The organism is Propionivibrio sp. (genome assembly GCF_029255185.1).
GTDB lineage: Bacteria > Pseudomonadota > Gammaproteobacteria > Burkholderiales > Rhodocyclaceae > Propionivibrio.
The window spans coordinates 122,949-146,530 of the sequence record NZ_JAPUVO010000132.1; the positions used below are offsets into that span (position 1 = coordinate 122,949).

At 57.7% G+C, this 23,582-nt stretch carries 20 protein-coding genes; 12 read left to right on the forward strand and 8 right to left on the reverse strand.

Annotation, left to right across the window (positions count from 1 at the left end; translation table 11 throughout):
- Positions 1-8 precede the first annotated feature (8 nt).
- The 7 genes from Q1J43_RS14855 to Q1J43_RS14885 all read left to right on the forward strand — a co-directional run bounded on the left by Q1J43_RS14855 (position 9) and on the right by Q1J43_RS14885 (position 7,803).
- On the forward strand, positions 9-3,101 hold the full coding sequence (locus tag Q1J43_RS14855; RefSeq protein WP_301103282.1) for an efflux RND transporter permease subunit: 3,093 nt from the start codon (positions 9-11) through the stop codon (positions 3,099-3,101).
- Between the two features lie 107 nt (positions 3,102-3,208).
- The gene (locus tag Q1J43_RS14860; protein WP_301103283.1) at positions 3,209-4,846 is read left to right on the forward strand and encodes an acyl-CoA ligase (AMP-forming), exosortase A system-associated; all 1,638 of its coding nucleotides are present in this window, start codon (positions 3,209-3,211) and stop codon (positions 4,844-4,846) included.
- The gene (locus Q1J43_RS14865; protein ID WP_301103284.1) at positions 4,830-6,083 is read left to right on the forward strand and encodes a pyridoxal-dependent decarboxylase, exosortase A system-associated; all 1,254 of its coding nucleotides are present in this window, start codon (positions 4,830-4,832) and stop codon (positions 6,081-6,083) included. Before Q1J43_RS14860 ends, Q1J43_RS14865 begins: the two co-directional genes overlap by 17 nt.
- 258 nt (positions 6,084-6,341) lie before the next feature.
- Entirely contained in the window at positions 6,342-6,713 is a 372-nt protein-coding gene (locus Q1J43_RS14870) for a hypothetical protein (protein ID WP_301103285.1), read from the forward strand.
- 51 nt (positions 6,714-6,764) lie between these two features.
- Positions 6,765-6,989 (forward strand): hypothetical protein, encoded by a 225-nt coding sequence (locus tag Q1J43_RS14875; protein WP_301103286.1) that lies wholly within the window; start codon positions 6,765-6,767, stop codon positions 6,987-6,989.
- Between the two features lie 49 nt (positions 6,990-7,038).
- A complete protein-coding gene (locus tag Q1J43_RS14880) occupies positions 7,039-7,281 on the forward strand; it encodes a hypothetical protein (RefSeq protein WP_301103287.1) in 243 nt (80 codons plus the stop codon).
- A 267-nt stretch (positions 7,282-7,548) separates the two neighbouring features.
- Positions 7,549-7,803 carry a phosphopantetheine-binding protein gene (locus Q1J43_RS14885; protein WP_301103288.1) on the forward strand — a complete coding sequence of 85 codons (255 nt, stop codon included), beginning with the start codon at positions 7,549-7,551 and terminating at the stop codon, positions 7,801-7,803.
- A gap of 101 nt (positions 7,804-7,904) precedes the next feature.
- Here Q1J43_RS14885 and Q1J43_RS14890 read toward each other — a convergent pair whose 3' ends face one another.
- The 3 genes from Q1J43_RS14890 to Q1J43_RS14900 form a co-directional block, all read right to left on the reverse strand.
- A complete protein-coding gene (locus Q1J43_RS14890; protein ID WP_301103289.1) occupies positions 7,905-9,593 on the reverse strand; it encodes a cation acetate symporter in 1,689 nt (562 codons plus the stop codon).
- Complete coding sequence (locus Q1J43_RS14895) at positions 9,590-9,904, reverse strand: DUF485 domain-containing protein (RefSeq protein WP_301103290.1); 315 nt, start codon at positions 9,902-9,904, stop codon at positions 9,590-9,592. The genes Q1J43_RS14890 and Q1J43_RS14895 overlap by 4 nt, the downstream gene beginning before the upstream one ends.
- Before the next feature lie 129 nt (positions 9,905-10,033).
- Positions 10,034-10,609, reverse strand: a complete 576-nt coding sequence (locus tag Q1J43_RS14900; RefSeq protein ID WP_301103291.1) for a PilZ domain-containing protein — start codon at positions 10,607-10,609, stop codon at positions 10,034-10,036.
- A 43-nt stretch (positions 10,610-10,652) separates the two neighbouring features.
- On the opposite strand from Q1J43_RS14900, the gene dacB reads away from it, so the two are divergent.
- Positions 10,653-12,101 (forward strand): D-alanyl-D-alanine carboxypeptidase/D-alanyl-D-alanine-endopeptidase, encoded by a 1,449-nt coding sequence (dacB, locus tag Q1J43_RS14905; RefSeq protein ID WP_301103292.1) that lies wholly within the window; start codon positions 10,653-10,655, stop codon positions 12,099-12,101.
- A 31-nt stretch (positions 12,102-12,132) separates the two neighbouring features.
- Here dacB and ubiD read toward each other — a convergent pair whose 3' ends face one another.
- The 4 genes from ubiD to Q1J43_RS14925 form a co-directional block, all read right to left on the reverse strand.
- A complete protein-coding gene (ubiD, locus tag Q1J43_RS14910) occupies positions 12,133-13,623 on the reverse strand; it encodes a 4-hydroxy-3-polyprenylbenzoate decarboxylase (protein WP_301103293.1) in 1,491 nt (496 codons plus the stop codon).
- Positions 13,624-14,019: 396 nt separating this feature from the next.
- Positions 14,020-16,308, reverse strand: a complete 2,289-nt coding sequence (locus Q1J43_RS14915; RefSeq protein ID WP_301103294.1) for a VWA domain-containing protein — start codon at positions 16,306-16,308, stop codon at positions 14,020-14,022.
- Positions 16,309-16,332: 24 nt separating this feature from the next.
- Positions 16,333-17,136 (reverse strand): CbbQ/NirQ/NorQ/GpvN family protein, encoded by an 804-nt coding sequence (locus tag Q1J43_RS14920; protein ID WP_301103295.1) that lies wholly within the window; start codon positions 17,134-17,136, stop codon positions 16,333-16,335.
- An 8-nt stretch (positions 17,137-17,144) separates the two neighbouring features.
- On the reverse strand, positions 17,145-18,524 hold the full coding sequence (locus Q1J43_RS14925; RefSeq protein ID WP_301103296.1) for a ribulose-bisphosphate carboxylase: 1,380 nt from the start codon (positions 18,522-18,524) through the stop codon (positions 17,145-17,147).
- Positions 18,525-18,599: 75 nt separating this feature from the next.
- Between Q1J43_RS14925 and Q1J43_RS14930 the strand changes: the two genes are divergently transcribed.
- The 3 genes from Q1J43_RS14930 to fadD all read left to right on the forward strand — a co-directional run bounded on the left by Q1J43_RS14930 (position 18,600) and on the right by fadD (position 21,175).
- The gene (locus Q1J43_RS14930) at positions 18,600-18,950 is read left to right on the forward strand and encodes a hypothetical protein (protein WP_301103297.1); all 351 of its coding nucleotides are present in this window, start codon (positions 18,600-18,602) and stop codon (positions 18,948-18,950) included.
- Positions 18,951-19,023: 73 nt separating this feature from the next.
- Positions 19,024-19,449 (forward strand): FKBP-type peptidyl-prolyl cis-trans isomerase, encoded by a 426-nt coding sequence (locus Q1J43_RS14935; RefSeq protein WP_301103298.1) that lies wholly within the window; start codon positions 19,024-19,026, stop codon positions 19,447-19,449.
- A gap of 49 nt (positions 19,450-19,498) precedes the next feature.
- Positions 19,499-21,175, forward strand: a complete 1,677-nt coding sequence (fadD, locus tag Q1J43_RS14940) for a long-chain-fatty-acid--CoA ligase FadD (RefSeq protein WP_301103299.1) — start codon at positions 19,499-19,501, stop codon at positions 21,173-21,175.
- Between the two features lie 553 nt (positions 21,176-21,728).
- Here fadD and Q1J43_RS14945 read toward each other — a convergent pair.
- Positions 21,729-23,138 carry a transposase gene (locus Q1J43_RS14945; RefSeq protein ID WP_301103300.1) on the reverse strand — a complete coding sequence of 470 codons (1,410 nt, stop codon included), beginning with the start codon at positions 23,136-23,138 and terminating at the stop codon, positions 21,729-21,731.
- A gap of 74 nt (positions 23,139-23,212) precedes the next feature.
- On the opposite strand from Q1J43_RS14945, the gene Q1J43_RS14950 reads away from it, so the two are divergent.
- Complete coding sequence (locus Q1J43_RS14950; protein WP_301103301.1) at positions 23,213-23,557, forward strand: DUF6788 family protein; 345 nt, start codon at positions 23,213-23,215, stop codon at positions 23,555-23,557.
- Positions 23,558-23,582 lie beyond the last annotated feature (25 nt).

Here is a 23,582-nt window from a genome sequence, read left to right on the forward strand (position 1 = left end):
GCCGCGCCATGAATCTGCCTGAACTGTGTATTCGTCGCCCGGTCATGACCACGCTGCTGATGGCAGCCTTTGTCATTTTTGGCCTTATCGCCTACCGCGCACTGCCGGTTTCCGAACTGCCGAGCGTTGACTTCCCGACCATCTCGGTCACCGCCAGCCTGCCCGGCGCATCGCCGGAAACGATGGCCGCCGCCGTCGCCACCCCGCTCGAAGGACAGTTCTCGACCATTGCCGGTCTCGACTCGATGAGTTCGACCAGCGCCCAGGGAACGACCTCGATCACCCTGCAATTCTCGCTTGAACGCAACATCGACGCCGCCGCCCAGGACGTCCAGTCAGCGATTGCCGCAGCACAGCGCAAATTGCCGCCAAGCATGCCGACGCCGCCCTCATTCCGCAAAGTTAACCCGGCCGACTCGCCAATTTTCTTCATCGCCTTGTCCTCGCCAACGTTGCCGCTGCCGGTAATCAACGAATATGCCGAGACACAACTCGCGCAGCGCATTTCGACGATCAGCGGCGTTGCCCAAGTGCTCGTCTTCGGCTCGCAGAAATACGCCGTGCGCATCCGCGCCAACCCGGACCAACTCGCGGCGCGCGGCATGGGCATCGACGAGTTGCAGCAAGCAATTGTCCAAGCCAACGTCAACCAGCCGGTCGGCCTGATCGACGGCGAGCGCCAGTCCTTTGCCATCAAGGACAACGGGCAACTGACCACGGCCGCCGCTTACCGCCCGCTCATCGTCGCCTGGCGCAACGGCGCACCGATCCGGCTCGATGCAGTGGCTACCCCGATCGACAGCGTCGAAAACAAGCGGGTCGCTGCCTGGAACGTCGACAAGCGGTCCATCGTTCTAGCCATCCAGCGCCAGCCCGGCGCCAACACCATCGAGACGGTCAATTCGATCAAACGCATCATGCCAAGTTTCCAGGCCAAGCTGCCGGCGGCGATCAACATGACAACGCTTTACGACCGCAGCATTTCCATCAGCGAGGCCATCGACGACGTGCAGTTCACCCTCGTCCTCGCCGGTTTTCTGGTCATCCTGGTCATCCTGCTCTTCCTGCGCAACCTGTCGGCCACCGCCATCCCGGCTCTGGCACTGCCCATCTCGGTGATCGGCACCTTTGCCGTGATGCACATCCTCGACTACAGCCTCGACAATCTCTCGCTGTTGGCCTTGACCCTGTCAGTCGGCTTCGTTGTCGATGACGCCATTGTCATGCTGGAGAACATTGTCCGCCACATCGAGCTTGGCGAAACACCGCTACAAGCCGCCATCAAGGGTTCGCGCGAGATCGGCTTCACCATCATATCAATGACCATCTCGCTAACCGCCGTCTTTATCCCGGTGTTGTTCATGAGCGGCATCGTCGGACGACTGCTGCACGAATTTGCCGTCACCATCTGCGCCGCCATTCTCGTTTCCGGCGTCGTCTCGCTGACGCTTACGCCGATGCTGTGCAGCCGCTACCTGCGGCATGCCGAACCGGAAGAGCACGGTCGCATCTTTCGCGCCTTCGAACGATTTTTCGACGCCCTGTTGGCCGGTTACGAACGAACGCTACGGCTGGCCATGGCGCACCCCCGGCTGGTGTTGACTAGTTTTATCGCCACCGTCCTGCTCACCGGCGTGGTCTTCACCCTGGTGCCCAAGGACTTCATTCCGAGCGGCGATAGCGGACAAATCACGGCGGTCACTGAAGGCGCACAAGATGCTTCCTTCGCCTCAATGGTCGAACACCAGCGTGCGGTCGCAGCCATCGTCGCTGCTGATCCTAACATCCGCTCTTTCATGTCCAGCGCTGGCGCTGCGGGTTCTCGCCCGACCTCGAACACCGGCGCGCTGAACATGATCCTCAAACCGCGCAGCGAGCGCAGCTTGTCGCCCGACGAAATCATCCAGCAGCTACGCCCAAAGCTCGCCGCAGTGCCAGGGATCAAGGTCTATATGCGCAATCCACCCGCGATCTCCATCGGCGGCCAGGTCACTTCAGCGCAATACCAGTACACCCTGCAAAGTACCGATCTGTCCGAACTCTACCAGTGGACCGACACCCTGCTCGACAAGATTCGCCAGTTGCCCGGATTCATCGATGTCACCAGCAACCTCAATAATCTGAGCCCGGTTGTTGCCCTTGACATTGATCGCGACAAGATCGCCACACTTGGATTGAGTTTCGGCCAGGTCGAGGACGCCCTGCAGAGCGCCTTCAGTTCGCGGCAGATTTCAACCATCTATGGCACCTCCAACCAGTATCAAGTGATCCTCGAAGTCTCGCCCGAATTCCAGCTCGATCCCTCGAAGCTCTCCCGACTCTACGTGCGCGCCAGCAGCGGTAAATTGATCCCGCTCGACACCGTCACCCGCGTCAACCAATCGACACAGGCGCTGACCGTCAACCACCAGGGGCAACTACCCTCGGTCACCATTTCCTTTAACCTGCTGCCCGGCGTTTCGCTCGGCGACGCCGTCGACCGCATCAAGGCGCTGGAACGCGAATTGCGCATGCCGGCCTCGCTCAACACCAGCCTGCAAGGCACGGCGCAGGCCTTTCAGGCGTCGCTGCAGGGCCTTGGCGTGCTGCTGCTAATCGCCATTCTGGTCGTCTATATCGTGCTCGGCATTCTCTACGAGAGTTTCATCCACCCGCTGACCATCCTCTCCGGCTTGCCTTCGGCGACGCTTGGCGCGCTGATCACGCTCTATCTCTTCAAAGTCGACCTGAGTCTTTACGCATTCGTCGGCATCATCATGCTGATCGGCATCGTCAAGAAAAATGCCATCATGATGATCGACTTTGCCCTCGACCGGCAGCGCAGCGAAAACATCCCTGCGCACGAAGCCATCTACAAAGCCTGCCTGATCCGCTTCCGGCCGATAATGATGACCAGCATGGCGGCGCTGGTCGGCACCCTGCCCATCGCGCTCGGTCTCGGCGCTGGCGCCGAGGTCCGCCGCCCGCTGGGGCTGGCAGTGGTCGGCGGCCTGCTGCTCTCGCAGTTCCTGACCCTGTATTTAACGCCGGTGGTCTACCTCTACCTCGACCGCTTCACGCAGAAGGAACACGCGGCGCACCTGGCGGTTGAATCGGTCTGAGAGCCTGTTCTCATACCTGAATTGGAAAATACTCCCTCCCTGATTCCATTTTCCATTCATTGAAGCACTGAACACACCCGATGCGGTAAACGAATCGGAACTCATTCATGAAAAGCACTTTCCTTCTACACCACCTGATTAAACTAGCGGCCGCCAGAACGCCACAGCGAGACGCTTTGAGTTACCTTGGCGGTTCGCTCAGTTATGCCGATCTGGACGGGCAGATCAACGGTTTTTCCGGCGCAGTCGCCGCACTGTCGTCCGAGAAGCAAGCCCGAGTGGCGATCTTTCTGGAAAAACGTTTCGAGTTTGTCGTCGCCTGTTTTGGCGCTTCGGCTTCCGGCTGTGTTTTTGTACCGATCAATCCGGTTCTTAAACCCCTGCAAGTGGCCCACATCCTGCAGGATTGTTCGGCACGCATCCTACTCACCTCTCAGAACCGTCTGAATCAGTTGCACGAAGTCCTTCGGGGTTGCCAGGAGCTGCGACACATCGTGATCGTAGACGCCGATAAGGACAGCGCACCGAAATCGATGGCGGCCTTTTGCCACATGCATACCTGGGCCGAGTTCAATGGCTTACACAAAGCCTCCGTAGCACCACCTGAACGCCTAATCGATACGGACATGGCGGCCATCCTGTACACCTCGGGCAGCACCGGCAAACCCAAGGGTGTTGTTCTTTCGCATCGCAATATGGTGTGCGGTGCGAAAAGTGTCGCCGACTACCTGGAAAACACTCCGGAAGACACGCTGCTAGCTGCCCTGCCGTTGTCCTTTGACGCCGGCTTCAGCCAACTCACTACAGCCTTTCACAGCGGGGCGCGGGTCGTTCTCATCAACTATCTTTTGCCACGCGATATCCTCAAGGCCGTGGTCAAGGAAAAAGTGACCGGCTTGACGGCGGTTCCTCCGCTGTGGATTCAACTCACCCATCTCGATTGGCCTTCTGACGTGAGCGATCATCTTCGTTACTTCGCCAACACCGGCGGTCGAATGCCCTTCGAAATACTCGAAAAGCTCCGGGCGGCCTTGCCAAAAACCAAGCCTTTTCTGATGTATGGATTGACCGAGGCATTTCGCTCCACCTATCTGCCACCGGAAGAAATTGACCGGCGACCGGACTCGATTGGCCGGGCGATCCCCAATGCAGAAATTCTGGTCCTGCGCGAAAACGGCACGCTGTGTGACGACGACGAACCCGGCGAACTCGTCCATCGTGGCGCGCTGGTCGGCATGGGCTATTGGAATGATGCGGAAAAAACTGCTGAACGCTACCGGATACTTCCTGCACATCTCCGGGAAAGCGGCTTGACACTCCCTGAAATCGCGGTGTTTTCCGGAGATGTCGTGCGCCGTGACCACGATGGATTCCTATATTTCATAGGCCGTCGGGACGAGATGATAAAAACCTCCGGCTACCGGGTCAGCCCGACCGAAGTCGAGGAAATTCTCTACGCTGCAAAATTTGTCGATGAAGCTGCCGCCTTCGGTGTTGACCACCCGGCGCTGGGTCAGGCCATTGTAGTCGTCGTCAAAGCGCAGGATGGCCAGACGCTGGAAAGCGAACAATTGCTGAATTTCTGCCGCACAAACATGCCCGCTTACATGGTGCCGGCGCAAATTGATTTGGTCCTTGCCCCCTTGCCGCGTAACCCAAATGGTAAGATCGACCGGAAAGCGCTTTCGGCAAGCTATCAGGAAACCTTCACGGCGCTTGGCGAAGATCATGGAAACCACGGCTGACCTCCCTCCTGCCGACTCTCCGCTGCATATCAACCACGGCTTTCCGGTGTATGACGGCGAATTGCGCGTTGCCGGGTCCAGCTTGGCGATCCTGGCGGCTCGCGCCGGGCAAACGCCCTTCTATGCCTATGACCGCACCTTGATTCTGCACCGGATCAAGGTGCTGCGCGAAGCGTTCAATGGCGCCGCCGAAATTCATTACGCGCTCAAGGCCAACCCCATGCCAGCGATCGTCGATCTGCTCGCGCAGCAGGTCGACGGCTTTGACGTTGCTTCAGGCAATGAACTGCAAACCGCACTCAATTCAGGCATTGGCCCGAGAAACATCAGCTTTGCCGGCCCCGGCAAACGGCCTGGCGAGCTTGCTCAAGCCGTCGCTGCGGGAATCCTAATCAATGCCGAGTCCATTGAAGAGCTGCGGCGGCTTGAAAAAATTGCCGAGACACTGGGCCAACCGGCACGGGTAGCCATTCGTATCAACCCCGATTTTGAACTGAAATATTCCGGAATGAAAATGGGTGGCGGCCCGAAACAGTTCGGGATTGATGCGAGCCTGGTCCCGCAGGCCCTTGAGGAAATCCAGGGGTGCTGGCTCTCCTTCGAGGGGTTTCACATCTACTCTGGCTCGCAGAACCTCAAGGCCGAAGCGATTATTGACTCGCAAAACAACGCCATGGAACTGGTGGCGCGCATGGCCGGGACGATCCGCTCGCCGATCCTGAGCATCAATCTGGGCGGCGGGTTTGGCATCCCCTACTTTCCTGGAGAAAAACCCCTAGCACTTTCACGGGTCGGAGAAAATCTCCAGCGACTGCGCGCGCACTACGCACAGCGCTTCCCGCAAGCCCGATGGATTGTTGAACTTGGCCGCTACCTGGTCGGCGAGGCGGGCATCTACGTGTGTCGTGTGCTGGAAAAAAAACGCTCGTGCGGCCATACCTTTCTCATCGTCGATGGCGGCATGCACCATCATTTGGCCGCATCGGGCCATTTCGGGCAGGTCATACGCAAGAACTTTCCCGTATCAATTGGCAACCGAATCGGCTCGACAACAACGGAAGTCGTTTCGGTAGTCGGCCCCTTGTGCACCCCGATGGATACCCTGGCCGACAAGATGCACCTCCCCGTCGCCGAAGCCGGCGACTTTGTAGTCGTTTTTCAATCCGGCGCCTACGGATTCTCAGCCAGCCCCCATAGCTTTTTAAGCCATCCGCCACCCGTCGAGATTGTTGTCTGATTCATTACTTCAACGCGACTACGTCATCAGTCTATCGGCGAGAATTACCAGCAGCCAGAAGCCTGTACAAACATCAATACGTTTCTCGGCACAAGAACTGTAACCCTTATGTTCTCTGACGTACAGACGATGACGATTTCCCCCTCTAGGATGAATTCCATTGGAGCGCAATAACTGCGCGACTTTTGCACCGTGGCGAGCGACAAGGACAAGTCTCGGAATGATGCAGTGCTGCTTTTTCCATGCAAGGAGAACAAAATGTCAGCCACCATCAAGGTTTTTCAAGTCGGCGAAAAGCGCTTTACCCATGTAATGAGCAGCAGCCACGACTCGGTCGAGTTACGCAACGAGGTGAATGAGACGCTTCTGACCTACGGCGCTGACGCTCGAGTTGCCAATCGAGAGGGACCGATGGGCAGGTTCTATATCGAGTATCTCGCTGGCCGCCCCTGTTGGGTTTATTACGAAATGGCGCTTCAAACCCGTCGTGTCTTTGGCCCGAACCTGATTGCTGCGGAAGTGGAAGTGTCCAAATGCTTCATTGACGCCATTGGCCCGCTTGATGGCGGGAATCTCAGCGAGCATATGCCGGCGACGAACGGAAAAGTTGATCTGTACTCGTTCAACTGACACAAATGTGACACGGTTAAACACTCATCCCCTCTGAAAGGAATGCATATCATGGACAGGTCTACTTGCTTATCTCTAGTCAGCGCATCGGTCATCGCTGCATTGCTGATGCTAATTTTCGGGGGCGGAATAGCGACCGGAACGATGATGGGCGGCCAACTGATGGGTGAAGGATACTTGGGCAGAATCGGCTCAATGTGGTTTCCTATCTTCATTTTTGTCGCGTTTGGTGCCGTGCTCTTTTCAGTCGTCTTCCGAAACAAATGGTTTGAATAGGATGACTTTTGATTGCCGCAGAAGCTCAATACGTATCCTGAAGTAAGGCATGAGCTATCTGAACCAACTCCAGTGGCCAGCGATGAGCGTGACGGTAGTCGCCGCATGGCTCATCGCGTCACAGTCCAAGCGCAAGCGTGAATTCGGTTTCTGGTGCTTCTTGCTCGGCAATGTGCTGTGGGTAAGCTGGGGTTGGCTGGACCATGCTTATGCACTCATCGTGTTGCAGATCGCATTGGCCATTCTGAACATTCGTGGGGCTTGCAAAAATCAACCGAAATCCGAGGCTTAATTTTGCACGGAGAGGCGGATCGGTCAGCTGACCCTGGAGCCTGATTTTTTTAACACCCGCCGGCCACATCAATCGCTTGACGGCAAGACGCCCGATACGATCTACTACGCCGGTATGCCGAAAGAGAGGATCACGGCATGACGTCCGGGTTGCCCACGGGGCGGCGGCCCTGTGGGTAACCCTACACCGCAAGGCTCCACTTATCACCGTCGATTTTTTGTCCAACTGAACAGGGCCAGCTCTTTACTTCTTAGCGAGAAAATAAATATGTCCACTCAGGAAAAACTCCTTTTGGCGCTTGATCAGGCTCTCGAACTCAAGGGTAGAGCCCTGGCCTTCGATGCCTCGACGCCATTGCTTGGCGCCTTGCCGGAACTCGACTCGCTGGGTGTGGGAAGCCTCATCCTGAATCTTGAAAAAACCTTTCAAATCACCATCGACGACGATGAAATCGACGGCTCGGTGTTCCAGACCGTGCAAAGCCTGAGTGATTTCATCGATACCAAACTGGTCAATCGCTAAATTGATCCGCCGGTAGGAAGATCGAGAACAAACGGCCCGGGCATCGAGGATGCCTGGGCCGTTTTCCGTCGAGGGAACCCCGGCGGTGTATTGCATGACGCTCAGTGACCGGATGCGCTGCTCGAACCCAGACCGGTTTCCGAGCGAATTTTCTGCGCCGGATAGAGCGAGCGCTCAAGCTGGGCTTGCTTGCTGTTGTCCATCCTGGACACCAGATAAATGGTCAGGAAGGCGGCGCTCATCGAAAACAGTGCTGGCGATGAGTAGGGGAACAAGGCGCTGCCCTTCGGATTATGCAGCACGGCTTCCCACACCGAGGCGGAGACAATGGTCAGGCCGACCGAACTGACCAGACCAACGACGCCACCGGTAACCGCCCCCTTGGTCGTGCAATCCTTCCACAGCACCGACATGAAGAGAATAGGGAAGTTGGCCGAACAGGCGATGGCAAAAGCCAGCATCACCATGTAGGCGACGTTTTCCTTCTCGAAGGCAATACCGAGAATCACCGCGACGATGCCCAGACAGATGGTGGTGATCCTGGAAACACGCAGTTCGTGCGCCGAGTCAGCCTTGCCTTTCATGAACACTGTGGCGTACAGGTCGTGCGATACGGCTGAAGCGCCGGACAGCGTCAGGCCGGACACCACCGCCAGAATCGTGGCGAAGGCCACGGCGGAAATGAAGCCGAGGAAGACGTTGCCGCCGACCGCGTTGGCCAGGTGGATGGCGGCCATGTTGCCGCCGCCCTTGAGGCCCTTGGCCAGATCGCCATCGACGTAGTACGAACCCGGATCCTGCGTCAGCATGACGATGGCGCCAAAACCGATGATGAAGGTCAGGATGTAGAAGTAGCCGATCCAGGTCGTTGCCCAACCGACCGATTTGCGCGCTTCCTTGGCGCTCGGCACGGTGAAAAAACGCATCAGGATATGCGGCAGACCGGCCGTACCGAACATCAACGCCATGCCAACCGAGATCGCCGAGACCGGATCCTTGATCAGCCCGCCCGGCGACATGATCGCGTCATGTTTGGAGTGAACTTCAACGGCCTTGGCAAACAACATCTCGGGATTGAACTTGAATTGCCAGAGCACGGCCAGCGCCATGAAGGTCGCACCGAAAAGCAGCATGATCGCCTTGATGATCTGCACCCAGGTGGTTGCCGTCATGCCACCGAATAGCACATAGCACATCATCAGCACGCCAACGATCATCACCGCGTATTGATATTCAAGGCCGAATAGCACCTTAATCAACTGGCCGGCACCGACCATCTGCGCGATCATGTAAAAAGCGACAACGACCAGCGTACCGCAAGCCGCGAAAATGCGCGTCGGGGTCTGCGCAAAACGGTAGGAGGCGACATCGGCAAAGGTAAACTTGCCAAGATTGCGCAAGCGTTCAGCCATTAGAAAGGTGATCACCGGCCAACCGACCAGCCAGCCGATCGAGAAGATCAGGCCGTCAAACCCACTGCCAAAAACCAGACCGGAAATACCGAGAAAGGAGGCGGCCGACATGTAGTCGCCAGCAATCGCCAGGCCGTTCTGGAAACCCGTGATACCGCCACCCGCCGTATAAAAATCGGCTGCGGAGCGGGTTCTGGACGCAGCCCATTTGGTGATGCCGAGCGTAATCGCCACAAAACCGCCGAACATGCCGATGGCGACCCAGTTGGTGGCCTGCTTGGTGGTTTGCCCAAGATCAGCACCAGCGGCTAGCGCTGCGCCTGCGACCAACATGCCAAGCAATAGCCCGAGGCTATTGCGTAAAAGGTTATTCATCATTTCTGGTTCGCCTCCTTGATGATTTCGGCGTTGAGCGAGTCGAACTCCGTGTTGGCACGACGGACATAGATGTTGGTCAAAATGATGGTAATCACGATCACGCCAACACCGAGCGGAATACCGATCGAGGTCACCATGCCGGCACCAATCTTGGTGGCCAGCCACTCTCTGTTGAAAGCGACCAGCAGGATGTAACCGTAGTAAACAGCCATAACCAGAATCGTCATGATGATGCTGTAGCTGCTACGTATGCTGACCAGCTTGTGATATTTTGGGTTCGCCTCGACCCGAGCGGCCACTTCGTCAACCATTTTCGTCTCCTCAATAATAGGTTTTATCGAACCGATATTGCCGACTACGAAAACCACCATAATCCGCAATGCTTACTGCGCACTTACAAAACAGATAGTGCTCCAACAACGGCTTTACGGAAAGAAATTTTAAAAACGGTCATTCAACTGCGTCATCGCTGCGTGCACGCAAGGCGATGGCCGTACAATCCCGATCCGATACTGCTCGCCGGCAATTCGGCACAGCTCCAGTCCGGCGCTATCGATCCCGGTTACTGCAGACAGATCAAGTTCGTCGATACCCATCCGGGTCAGGCCGTGCATGAAGTCATTGCGCAAACCACCGTTCAGTCCGCCGGCAATACGCATCACCTTGCGTCCGTGCAGATCATTTATACTCAGGATGGATGCGTCTCCGGAAGCCAGTGCGTTGTCGATTGCATCCTGAATCAGATGTTCGCTGATCGGCCCGGCCTGGAAACGCACATCATAAAGCGTACCTGTCCGGCTCACCGCAACGGCAGACATGTCTATGAGAGGCGAATCGAAGAGCGCAAACTCGCAGCCGAATGCTTCACCTACCTCGAGCGGCAGCTCGGTGCGCAGCATCAGTCCTCCGAGTGAAAGATTTTCCAGTTCGCCGGTTCCGGAAAATCCGAGTTGTCCGATACGAACGAGCGGTAGCGTATTGAAACGAATTCGCTGATGTCGGCGTTGTTCTTTCATGGCGTCCCTGATTGGTTTCTGATTATTACGCAAGACATATTACATGCATCGCAAAACCATGGCACAACAACCCGGACGCGTTCATTCACATCGTCGCGCGCTCCTGCTGACGGCGCTTGTGACTTTTCTGGCCGCACCCCTGTGCGCCTTGGGCAATGCACTGCCGCCGTCGGTCACCACTGCACTGAAGGACGCAGGCATTCCCTTGAGCAGTGTCGCCATTGTCGTGCAAAACGTTGACCACGACCAGGCTCTCTTCCGTCACAACGCCCAACAGGCAATGAACCCCGCATCGGCAATGAAGCTGCTGACCACCTACGCTGCACTCGAACTGCTCGGCCCGGCCTATACCTGGAAGACCGAAGTGCTGACCGACGCACCATCGTTCAACGGCCCGAACAATGGACAACTCGGTGGCAACCTCTATCTGCGCGGCAGTGGCGACCCGCGGCTAGCGCTTGAGCAGTTCTGGCTGCTGCTGCGCCAGTTGCGTGCGCGTGGCATAAACACCATCAACGGCGACCTGGTGCTCGACCGCAGCGCCTTTGCCCTGCCCGTGCACGACCCGGCCGAGTTCGACAACGAGCCGCTGCGCCCCTACAACGCCGGCCCCGATGCCTTGCTGATCAATCTCAAAAGCGTGCATCTGACGGTACACGCCGACGCGGAGCGGGTCAGTGTGATCAGCGAAACGCCTAGCGACAGCCTGCGCATCGAAAACCATCTGCAGTTGACACAGGAGACCTGCGCTGACTGGCGCGAAAAAATCAAAGCCAGGGTTGATGGCGCGACCATCGAACTTGCCGGAAGCTTTGCCGCTGCCTGTGGCGACAAGGCGCTACACCTGTCTCCATGGCCAGCCAATGTTCAGGTCGAGCAACTGTTTCGGGCGCTCTGGGGCGAACTCGGCGGCACCCTGCGCGGGCATGTTCGTGACGGGCCAACGCCGCACACGGCCCGCCTGCTGGCTGTTCAGGAATCACCCGCACTGAGTGAGGTGGTACGCGAAATCAACAAATATAGCAACAACGTGATGGCCCGTCAGGTATTTCTAACGCTATCCATCGAACGACCGGCCAGTGCCGAAGGCGCACGCCAGCGCATCAAAGCATGGCTGGCTGACAAGCAATTGCAGATACCGGAGCTGGTGATCGACAATGGATCCGGGCTATCACGCAGCGAACGCATCTCGGCCGATGGCTTGAGCCAATTATTGCTCGCCGCCTGGAAAAGCCCGGTCATGCCGGAACTGATGTCTTCACTACCGGTGGCCGGCATTGACGGCACGCTGAAAAAGCGGCTCGGCATCGGCGCCGCGACTGGCCGCGCCCACCTGAAAACCGGCTACCTGGAAGGTGTTCGGGCAATTGCCGGCTACGCCCTGGACAGCCGGGGCAAACGCTGGGTGGTCGTTTTTATGATCAACGACCCCAAGTCACGATTCGGCAAGCCAGCAATGGACGCCTTGCTGCACTGGGTGGTGGAGCGCTGATTCCATTGCATCCGTTCCGCAGCTTGGAAAATTAGAGTCCCAGCGTCTCCCACAAATCATCAACCCGGCGCTTCACGGCATCATCCATGACCATCGGCGTTCCCCACTGACGGCTGGTTTCGCCCGGCCATTTATTGGTGGCGTCAATGCCCATTTTGCTGCCAAGGCCAGCCACCGGGCTGGCGAAGTCGAGATAGTCGATCGGCGTATTCTCGGCGATCAAGGTATCTCGCGCGGCATCGACGCGCGTCGTCATCGCCCAGATGACCTCCTTCCAGTCACGGATGTTCACGTCATCATCAACCACAATGATGAACTTGGTATACATAAACTGGCGCAGGAAGCTCCAGATGCCGAACATCACGCGTTTGGCATGGCCAGGATACTGCTTGCGGATACTGACCGTTGCCAGACGGTAAGAGCAGCCCTCGGGCGGCAGATAGAAATCAACAATCTCAGGGAACTGCTTTTGCAACAGCGGAACGAACACTTCGTTCAAGGCCACGCCGAGCATTGCTGGTTCGTCCGGTGGCTTGCCGGTGTAAGTGCTATGGTAGATCGGATCACGGCGCATGGTGATGCGCTCAATGGTAAAGACGGGAAAGTGCGCCTGCTCATTGTAATAGCCGGTGTGGTCGCCGTAGGGGCCTTCGAGCGCCGTCTCGGTCGGGTTGATATACCCCTCCAGAACGATCTCGGCCGAGGCCGGAACCTGCAGATCCGCTTTTCTCTGCAACTCGCCCAGGCATTTGACAACCTCGGTTTTGGCCCCGCGCAGCAAACCAGCAAACTGGTATTCGGAGAGGTTGTCGGGTACCGGCGTTACCGCGGCGAGAATGGTCGCCGGATCACAACCGATGACCACCGCCACCGGGAAAGGCTGGCCGGGGTTGTGCAAGCAATGATCACGAAAATCGAGCGCACCGCCGCGATGCGCCAGCCAGCGCATGATCACCTTGTTTGGCGCAATCACCTGTTGCCGATAGATGCCGAGGTTCTGCCTTGGTTTGTTCGGTCCGCGCGTCACCGTCAGCCCCCAGGTGATCAGTGGCGCCACATCGCCCGGCCAGCAATGCTGGATTGGCAGCCTGGAAAGATCGACGTCCTGGCCCTCCCAGATCACCTCTTGACAGGGCGCCGAAGATACGACTTTCGGGGCCATGTTAAGCACCTGCTTGAGGATGGGCAGCTTGTCCCACGCATCCTTCAGGCCCTTCGGCGGCTCCGGCTCCTTGAGGTAAGCAAGCAGTTTGCCGACCTCGCGCAATGCCGCCACCGACTCCTGCCCCATGCCCAGAGCAACGCGGCGCGGTGTCCCGAACAGGTTGGCCAGCACCGGCAAGGCCATATTCCCCAGCTCGCCTTTCGGCTTTTCAAACAAAATCGCCGGCCCACCCGCCCGCAGCACGCGGTCACAGATTTCAGTCATTTCAAAGCGGGTATCAACTTCGACAGCAATACGCTTGAGTTCGCCAATGCTTTCCAGTTGCGCAATGAAATCCCGCAAATCGTTATATTTCATGCTCTGGCCTGGTCGCTAAATAATGCACTTTTTTGGAGACATTTTGAACGCGACGGTGTGATATTAGGCGTCATCAGACCCGCCGTAATCTGTTCAAAGAGGTCTGAACATCCCTCCACCCATCGCAAGCGACCGAAGGTGACCGAAGGGAATGCAGAGCAAGTGCAAAGTCCGGTATCCAGAATGGCGCCCCGATGCTGGGTCCCGGGCTCTGCACTTCCTTGGAGTAATTGGCATCCCCATGCAAGATCACTGCAATCCGGTTGCTTAAGCTCATCTCTAGCTCTCCTGGCAAGGGCGTTCGGGGCGGGGTTCGATTCTACCCTGATCTGTCAGGCACCAAGCGACTGTGCGCAGTCCGATTTAGTTTTTTCCCCGCCGCGAGTCGTTGACCGCCTATTTCGTCAAGGCCAGGAATACCTGCGGCAGGCGTTCCGGCAATCGCGCGATATTGTCGATTACCGTGTAATGCTGGCCGAATATCTGGCTGACGTAGTCGTCGGCGCGTGGGTCGAGGTTGATGCAATGGGTGTAGATGCCCTTGCTGTCGAGTTCCTGCACCGCTTGCCGGGCGTCTTCGATCAGCGTGCGCGGGTCGGGGGTGTCGACGTCAGCGGGTTCGCCGTCGGTGAGGATCAGCAGCAGCTTCTTGTCGCTCTTCTGGTTTTCCAGGTAGTGTGCTGCGTGGCGCATTGCGGCGCCCATGCGCGTTGAGTAGCCGGCGCTTAGTGCGGCAAGACGGGCTTTGACTGAGTCGCTCCACGTTTCGCTGTAGCCCTTGATGTGCTGGTAGCGCACGTCGTGCCGGGTATTGGAGTGAAAGCCGGCGATGGCCAGCGGGTCGCCCAGCGTGTCTACCGCCCAGGCGAGCAGTGCAACGGCTTCCTGGCTCAGTTGCAGGATGCTCTGCTCACCGTTGGCGACTTTCTGGTTGAGCGATTCGGAGAGGTCGAGCAGCAGCATTACTGCGATGTCCCGGCCGTTGGTGCGATGGCTCATGTTGATGCGCGGGTCCGGAGTGGCGCCGCTCTTGAAGTCGATGAATGAGCGGATCGCTATGTCGAGATCGAGTTCGCTGCCTTCTTCCTGATGGCGGATACGCACCTTGTCTTGCGGCTTGAGCAGGTCGAACAGGCGTTTAAGACGCTTGGCCAGGGCACTGTGCTTGTGCAGCAGGCGGTCGATATCGGCCGCGTCGCCGCTGGGGTGCAGTGTTTCATGGACACTGGTCCAGTCCGGGCGGTAGGTCCGGCTTTGATAGTCCCACTCCGGGTAGTGGCGCGGCGGCAGGCCCTGTTGTTGCTCGCCGGGTTCTGGCTTGCGCTGCGTCGTGAAGCTCTCTTCTTCGTCGCCATACTCGATGAATTGCCACAACTGACGATTGTCGTCGCGATAGTCGATCACCGTGTTGTCAAAATGCACAGTGGCCAACTGGTCGCTCTGGCGGCGCGTCCGGGCGACGTAGGCGAGCGCCAGGCTAGCTATCTCCTGCGTGCTGGATTCGCCTTCGGCCAGTTGCTCGTAAAAGCGCCGGGCGAAGTCGAGCAGATTCTCGTCGCTATAGCCGTGCTCGGGATCGAGCAGCGCCCACGACAGCATGGCCAGGCGGTGACGCAAGCACGAGGTGGTCTCGGGGTCGCAGGCATTTTCCAGCGGCTGCGGATGGAGGGCGACGAATAGGTGGCGCAGGCCCGGGTAGTCGCGGATCAGCAGGGTGTCGACGCGGCAGTCTTCGAAGAATTCCACGGCCAGGCGCTGGAAGGGGCTCCAGTTGTCGGCGATTTGCGGCCGGCTCCAGCGACGATGACCGGCCATGTGGGCGAGCACGGCGCGGTAGCGGTCAACGCCGCTGATTCCGTTGCGCTCGTCGAAGACGTCGGGCACGCGCAGACCGAGTGTGTCGTAGTAAGGCACGGGTTGGCGCAACTCGTCGCCGGTCGTTGAATACGGTATCAGCAGGCCGCTGTCGCACCATAGTGCGCGCAGATAGAGGTCGAGTTGCCTTTCGACATCGGCGAACAAGGTGCCATGGCGTTCGCGCTGTAGTACGGCGCGGCTGTCGGCCGATTGCAGTTTGAAGTAATCGATCTGTCGTACCGGGTGTTGGCCGTAATTGCGGATGCCGTAATCAACCCAGTTTTTCAGTCCGGCCATGGAAAGCAGGCGGGTGAGAAACGGCGCTTGTGCGAAAAACTCGGGCAGGCCTGGGCTGGGGTGGGTGCTGTGGTGGCCGTGAATCGAACCTGTCGTGCGCAGCATCAGGTCCTGCGCGATGTCGAGGTAAAACTGCAATTGTTCCGCCGACTGCAAGCGTCTGGCGACGGCGGCCAGCGTTTGCAGCAAGGGCGTGATGGCGTGGCTGTTGGGTGATTTTTGCAATACCCGCACCAGATTCATCAGCGCGGGCAGGAGCGTGCTGTCGCCGCTGCCGATGTAGGTGGCGACACTCGGCCATTCCTCGAGAAAGGCTAGCATCGGCTCCGGGCCACGGCCGAGTTTGCCGAGAAAACGCGCCGCCTCCAGGTAGGCCTGCATCTGCACACTGGAGAACGTGCTTAGCGCTTCGTTGACGCACGCCTCGAAAACGTCAGCCACTGACTGAAAGCCGCAATCGACCTCCTGCCACCAGGTCTGGGCCTGCGGGTTGAGCATGGCCTGTTGGCGGGCGTCGGCTCCGGTGATCATGACAATAATCCCGGCGCCTGCCGATCAGGCAAAGGTGGCGTCGATGGCGTGATCGAGCGTGGCGCGGATGTCGGCGTCGTCGGTGATCGGTCGCGCCATGGCTATGCGGCAGGCATCATGGGGATCGACACCACCCTTGATCAGCGTGGCGGCATAGACCACGAGGCGCGTCGAAATGCCCTCGTCAAGACCGTGGCCTTTGAGATTGCGCGCGCTCTGGGCGATTTTTACCAGCCGGGCGGCGGTTGCTGCGTCGAGCCCGGTTTCCCTGGCGACGATTTGTGTTTCCAGAGCAGCGTCGGGGTAGTCGAAATCGAAGGCGGTGAAGCGCTGTTTCGTTGACTGCTTCAAGTCCTTCATCAGGCTCTGGTAGCCCGGGTTGTAAGAGATCACCAGTTGAAAGTCGGGGTGCGCTTCGATCAGTTCGCCCTTCTTGTCGATCGGCAGGGTACGGCGGTGGTCGGTGAGCGGGTGGATGACCACCGTGGTGTCCTGGCGCGCCTCGACGATTTCGTCGAGATAGCAGATGGCGCCGATGCGCGCTGCTGTCGTCAGCGGACCGTCGAGCCAGCGCGTGCCGCCCGCTTCGAGCAGATAGCGGCCAACCAGGTCGCTGGCGGTCATGTCCTCGTTGCAGGCCACGGTGATCAGCGGTTTCCTGAGTTTCCACGCCATATATTCGACGAAGCGCGACTTGCCGCAGCCGGTCGGTCCTTTGACCATTACCGGCAGACGCGCCGCATAAGCCGCCGCGAACAGCTCGACTTCCTTGCCCTGAGCTTGGTAGAAAGGCTCCTGGTGAACCTTGTATTGCTCTATGGCAGTCATGGCTTTGATTACTTGTGCACGCCTAGTTTCTCGCGCCAGCCGGGGTACAGCATGTCGGCGTCTTTCGGGAAGGATTCAAAGGCGCGGGCGAATTCCTTGTGATCCTTGGCAAACTGAATCGGATCGGTAGCGGATTTCCAGCACTCGTAAGACTGACGCAGCGAGATCGCGCCCGCAGCCGGGCTGTCAATGTGACCGTAAGCGCCACCCCCCGCAGTATTGATGACGTTGCCGTGGCCCAGATTTTCGAAGAATCCAGGCAAACGCAGCGCATTCATGCCGCCGGAGATGATCGAGGTGGTCGGTTTCATGCCATACCACTTTTGGTAATACACCGGGCCCTGGCACTCATCGCGCTCAAGCATGTAGCAAATAATCTTGTCCGAACTGTTGCCTTCCATTTTGCCGAAGCCCATGGTGCCGACGTGGATCCCCGATGCGCCCTGCAGGCGCGCAATCTTGCCCAGCACAAATGCCGTGTAACCGCGCTTAGCGGAGGGCGAAGTGATCATGCCGTGGCCGGCGCGGTGGTAGTGCAGGTACTGGTTCGGGTACTGCCGGCGCGCTGTTGTAATCATGCCCGGGCCGCCGACGAAACCGTCGACCAGGAAGGCCACCTTGTCGGCATCCGGGCCGAACGTTTCCAGAATGAAGTCGGCGCGATGCAGCATTTCGTAATGGTCGTCGGCGGTGATGTTGGCGGAGAACAGCTTGGCCGCACCGGTTTCGTCCATGGCGCGCTTCATTGAATCGTAGACCATGGGGTACACTTTTTTGGCCGGGCAGAATACCTGGTTGCCCTGCGGTTCATCGTTCTTGATAAAGTCGCCACCGAGCCAGAATTGGTAAGCGGCGGCGGCGAACGGCTCGGGGCGCAGGCCAAGCTTGGGTTTGATGATGGTACCGGCAATGTAGCCACCGTCCTTGACCGGACGGCCGAGGATGCGCCACAGATCGGAGATATCCTTGGCCGGACCGTCAAATAACTGGATGGCGCGCTCGGGCATGTAAAAGTCATACATCTTGCCGTGCTCTATGTCGCCCATGCCCTGGTTGTTGCCGATCACCAGCGTCAGAAAGGAGACGATCATCATCCGGCCGTCGGTCATATTGCGGTCGAAAAGGTCGATCGGGTAGGCGATGCGCATGTCCTCGGTCGCTTCGTCGATGTGATAGACCAGCGCGTCGACGCCCATGGTGAAGTCATCGGTGGTCGAAACTTCGACGTTGGTGCCCGTGGACGATTCCGCGGCAAAGTGCGCCGCCGCCTCCAGATAGCCATAACCCGCTTTGGGTTTCATTTTGTAGGCGACCAGGACGTGCCTGCCTCCCTTGATCAGATCTTCTTCCTTCAGGCCCAGGTCAGCGTAGCGGTTCGATTGATCCATCACTGTCTCCGTCGTTGGAGTCCAAACTTGGTTTAACTGCTCGATGACCACCTCCAGGGGCACGCCATTGGTTTGATGTTTGAGCAAAACAATTTACAGTGTAAGTGGGTGGAATCATTATTAAAAGTTAAACTTAATCCCTTACTTATCGACCTTGGTGCTGCCGATCCTATGCGTTCGACCCGTGCAACAGCCGCCGTCGCTCGGCTAAACAAGCGGAGCGAAGATTACCGCTACCAGATGGTCGTGACCGGCGCTGGCCTGTTCCGACTAAGTGAAAAGATTGACGGAGGGGCAGCGTTTGAAGCCATGCCGCTGGAGGACTTCGTGCGCTTTGTCGATGCGCTGGGGCCGAAGCAGGTTCGTCGCATCACAAAAAACGACGCCGCCTTTGCCAGACAGCTCCTCAAGAAACCCGAGATATAACAAGGGGGCTTACAATCGGCTGTTGCTACGTCACGTCCCCTATCATCATCAACCCTCAACCAAAGGCCACACCATGCAGAAAATCGCCAGCAAAATATTCACCACGACTGTCGCCGGTCTCTTTGCCGCACTCTCACTGCATGCCGTAGCGGCTGATGCGCAGGAAACGAAAACCGCTTCGGGGATCGTGATCACTACGCTCAAGGAAGGCAGCGGCGCCAGCCCAAAAAGCAGTGATACCGTGAAGGTCAACTATCGTGGCGTACTTGAGAACGGCAAGGAATTTGACAGTTCTTACAGCCGTGGCCAGCCAGCCAGCTTCCCGTTAAACCGGGTGATCCCGTGCTGGACCGAAGGAGTGCAGACGATGAAGGTGGGCGGCAAGGCCAGACTGCTTTGCCCGCCAAGCCAGGCTTACGGCAGCCGGGGTAGTCCCGGGACCATCCCGCCCAACGCCACCCTGACTTTTGAAGTGGAACTTCTGGAAATCACCAAGTAGCCTGATGGCAGTTCGTTTCTTCAACAAAAGCGCTTTGAATGGAGGCAACGTGGACAAAATCTGGTTGAAGAGCTATCAGGAAGGTGTGCCTGCCGAGGTTGATTTGAACGAGTTTCAGTCGCTTGGCGAGATGTTTGAAAAAAGCGCTGCGCGCTATCGCGACCGCGTCGCCTACATCAATATGGGCGCGCAGATTTCCTATGGTCAGCTTGACAAGTTATCGCGCGACTTTGCCGCTTACCTGCAGGCGGACCTCAAACTGGCCAAGGGTTCGCGGATTGCGATCATGATGCCCAACGTCCTGCAATATCCGATCTGCATGCTGGGTGCTTTGCGTGCCGGCTATACGGTGGTCAATTGCAATCCGCTGTACACGCCGCGCGAACTTGAACATCAACTCAAGGATTCGGGCGCCGATGCCATTGTTATTCTGGAAAACTTTGCCTATACGTTGGAACAGGTGATCGGCAATACATCGGTCAAGCACGTCGTGATGGCGCGTCTTGGCGACATGCTTGGTTTTCTGAAGGGCGGCATCGTCAATTTTGTCGTCAAGTATGTCAAGAAAATGGTCCCGGCGTGGAAGCTGCCGAATCCGATCGATTTTGGCAAGGCGCTGACCGCGGGGGCGGCGAGCGATTTCAAGCAGGTACGCGTGCGTCAGGAGGATCTGGCCTATCTGCAATATACCGGCGGCACCACCGGCGTTTCCAAGGGCGCTATGTTAACGCACCGGAATATTCTGGCCAACCTGGCGCAGGCCTATGCCTGGATCATGCCGGAAGTTGATGAAGGGGCTGAACTGGTTGTCACCGCCCTGCCGCTTTACCATATTTTTGCACTGACGGCGAACTGCTTTACCTTCATCAGGATCGGCGCCAGCAATTTGCTGATTACCAATCCGCGCGACATACCGGCATTTACTGCCGAATTAGCAAAATATCCATTTAGCGTATTCATCGGGGTCAATACCCTGTTCAATTCTCTGCTCAACAATGAAGCTTTTCTTGCGCTTGATTTTAGCCGTCTGAAAGTTTCGTTGGGTGGTGGCATGGCCGTGCAAAAGGCCGTTGCCGAGAAATGGAAGCGGGTAACCGGAACGCCTCTGATCGAGGCCTATGGCCTGACCGAGACTTCGCCGGCGGCGACCATCAACCCGCTGAACATTTCCGAATACACCGGCTCGATCGGACTGCCGATTTCATCGACCGAGGTTGCGATCCGCAATGATATCGGCGCCGATGTCCCACTTGGCGAACGTGGTGAGCTTTGCATTCGTGGCCCGCAGGTCATGTCGGGTTACTACAACCGGCCGGAAGAAACCGCGAATATTTTCACGGTCGACGGATTTCTGCGCACCGGGGATATTGCGGTGATGGACGAAAAGGGCTACGTGCGTATCGTCGATCGCAAGAAGGACATGATCCTCGTCTCCGGTTTTAACGTTTATCCGAATGAAGTCGAGGATATCGTGGCCATGCACCCAGGTGTTCTCGAGGTTGCCTCGGTGGGCGTTCCAGACGGGAAATCGGGTGAAGCGGTGAAGATCTTTGTCGTCAAGAAGGATCAGAAACTGACCGCAGCGCAGCTGATCACGCACTGTCGCGAACACCTCACCGGTTATAAAGTACCCAGCCAGGTAGAATTCCGGACTGCGTTGCCAAAGACCAACGTCGGCAAGATCCTGCGTCGCGAGTTGCGCGACGAGGCCATCAATAAAGATTGACTGAAGCGGCTGCCCATTTTTTGGGCAGCACCTGCAAACCTTGTTTGTTACAGGGTTTGTGCCTTTTGTTACATAAGCTATACACAGGGTTAGTCACAGCTTTTGTGGGTAAGTCGGCCTGTGTTTCGGACTGGCAAGAGTATTTTCCAATTCAGGAATGAGCGTAGCAATCGTCCCACCCCGGGCGCAAGGCGTTTAAAAGAAACACGAGGCGAACGAGTTTCGCTGTAGTGTGGAATGCCGCGTCGGCAAAGACCGAACAGTCCCTGGAGCATTCTTGCCAGAGGATGAGCGTGGTCCTGGGTCACGTTGGCGACATTGCCGTAAGCATCGCCGAAACATCCCTCCACCCATCGCCAGCGACCGCAGGAAACAGCAGGGCCCGGTGTCCAGAATGGCGCTCCAATGCTGGGTCCCGGGCTATGCACCCCAGGAGTATTTCCTACGGGGCACATCCCTTTCAGTCACGTTCGCCGGGACGACGTGCCACCCTGCGTTGCTCTTGCACTCACTTGTGGTGAAAACTGGACAGTGTCGACTTTTCCGATTTTTTTCACGCGACCAATAGGCTGGCGGCCGAGGCCAGATCGTAACGGGTGTATTTGCTCGTTATTTTCTTGAGGCTGGGGTCCAATTGTGGAAGCGAGAAAAATGCCGGGATGGCCGCCCGCAGGGCGTTTGCGACGACAAGCTCGGATGGGGGTAGCGCTGGATTCATGGTGCGAAGCCAACTGCGGAAGTTGCGCCATACCTCAGCGGTGAAGTTTAGCGAAAGGTGTTGTAATAGGCCTTGGGCGATACATCCGAGTTGCACATGGACATGATAGGCGCGTAGCTTGCGGCGGATGGCGGCGCGATAGGCGTCGGTGGTGTGATGCAGATACTGATCACCGTTGCCCCGACGCAAAGGCTTCATTCCGGCCATCCAGAAGTGATAGGCATAGGCACCGAGGACGTGAACGGCCTGCCGGAAGCCCAACTCAATCTTAAATCGATAGCCGTAGAGCTGAAGAATCTCCAGAGGAGCGAGCGAGAGGTCGGTGCTCAGCAGGAAGATGGTTCCGCGGAGTGGATGATGCACGATCACAAAACGGACGAGGTGGGCAACCGGCCGCCACACCAGATCCACACAGCGATAGCAGACCGTGACGTCATTCTCACCATAGACAGGACTGGGAGCCGAGGTGAAGGCGGCCTGGTCTTTGGCGAGGTCCTTGAGGCTGACCTTGTCGCCATAGATCCGGGGGCGTCCTTTGCCACGGCGTCCGGCATCAATCGCGGGCCGGTAGGCCACCGCGTTGCTTTTGGCCCGAGTCACGAGATGATGGCCTTTGGACAGGAGCGTGCTGATCACTTTGCCGCTCGCGTAATAGGCATCGGCGACCAGCAGGACCTGACGATTCCAGACGCTGGTTATTGAAAACAAGAGTGCCACCAGTTTGTCGAGCAGGGTTCTGGCATCGCGGTTGGAAAACACCAGGCCTTCGTGAATGCGCGACGTCAGTGGCACGGCGGCGACCCGACCGGCCGGAGCATTGACCAGCAGAGAGATGGCCTGGAGTGAATGGCCCATGATGTATTCGGGCTTGGTGTTGCTTTCCGACTGCTGGTGCAAGAGCTTCACGGCGGGCATGCGTTTGCCTTCTTTCGGTGCCTTGATCCCGTCAGCGAGACAGACGATCCGCGAGCCGATCTGAAAAGGGCTGAACAAGGTCAGGCAGAGGCGAACCCAGCAGGCGGTGAGCGCGTCCAGATCGAGCCCCTTGCTGTGGAAGAGATGCAAAAAGCGATGGTAGGCCTCGCCGCGAAAGTTCAGGACGCGGACGAAACTGGTGACGCCCGCGTTATCGGCGCGACAGCACAAGCCCATCAGAGCAAGAAGCAACCAGAGGAAAGTGGCTGACCGGCGACAGGCTGGCCGGAGAGAACGAACAGCTTGCAACCACTCGAACCATAGTGCCATGTCGTCGCTCCCTTGCGAAAGTATTAGCCGCTAGCATTATAATGCTAGCGGCTTACCGATGCTATACTTTGGCTATGGAAAACAGACGAGAAAAAGCGCTTGAACGTCAGATCGAGAAGGTCAAGCGCGACCTCGCAAAACTTGGGGACCTGCGGCCCGGAAGTCTCTCGACCCAATACAATGTTTGTGGCACACCCGGCTGCCGCTGCAAGGCATCGCCCCCGGAAAAGCACGGCCCCTACTACCAAGTGAGTTACACCCGGAAGGGAAAAAGCAGTAGTAAATTCGTCAAGAAGAAGGATTTGCCAGCGATCCGCAAACAACTGAAAAACTACGAACGCATGAAGCTTCTCATCGACCGATGGATCGAGCTGGGAACAGAACTATCCAATCTCCGACTCGCCAAAGAAACGATCTGAAGGGGGAGAACTTGTCACTCTCCAG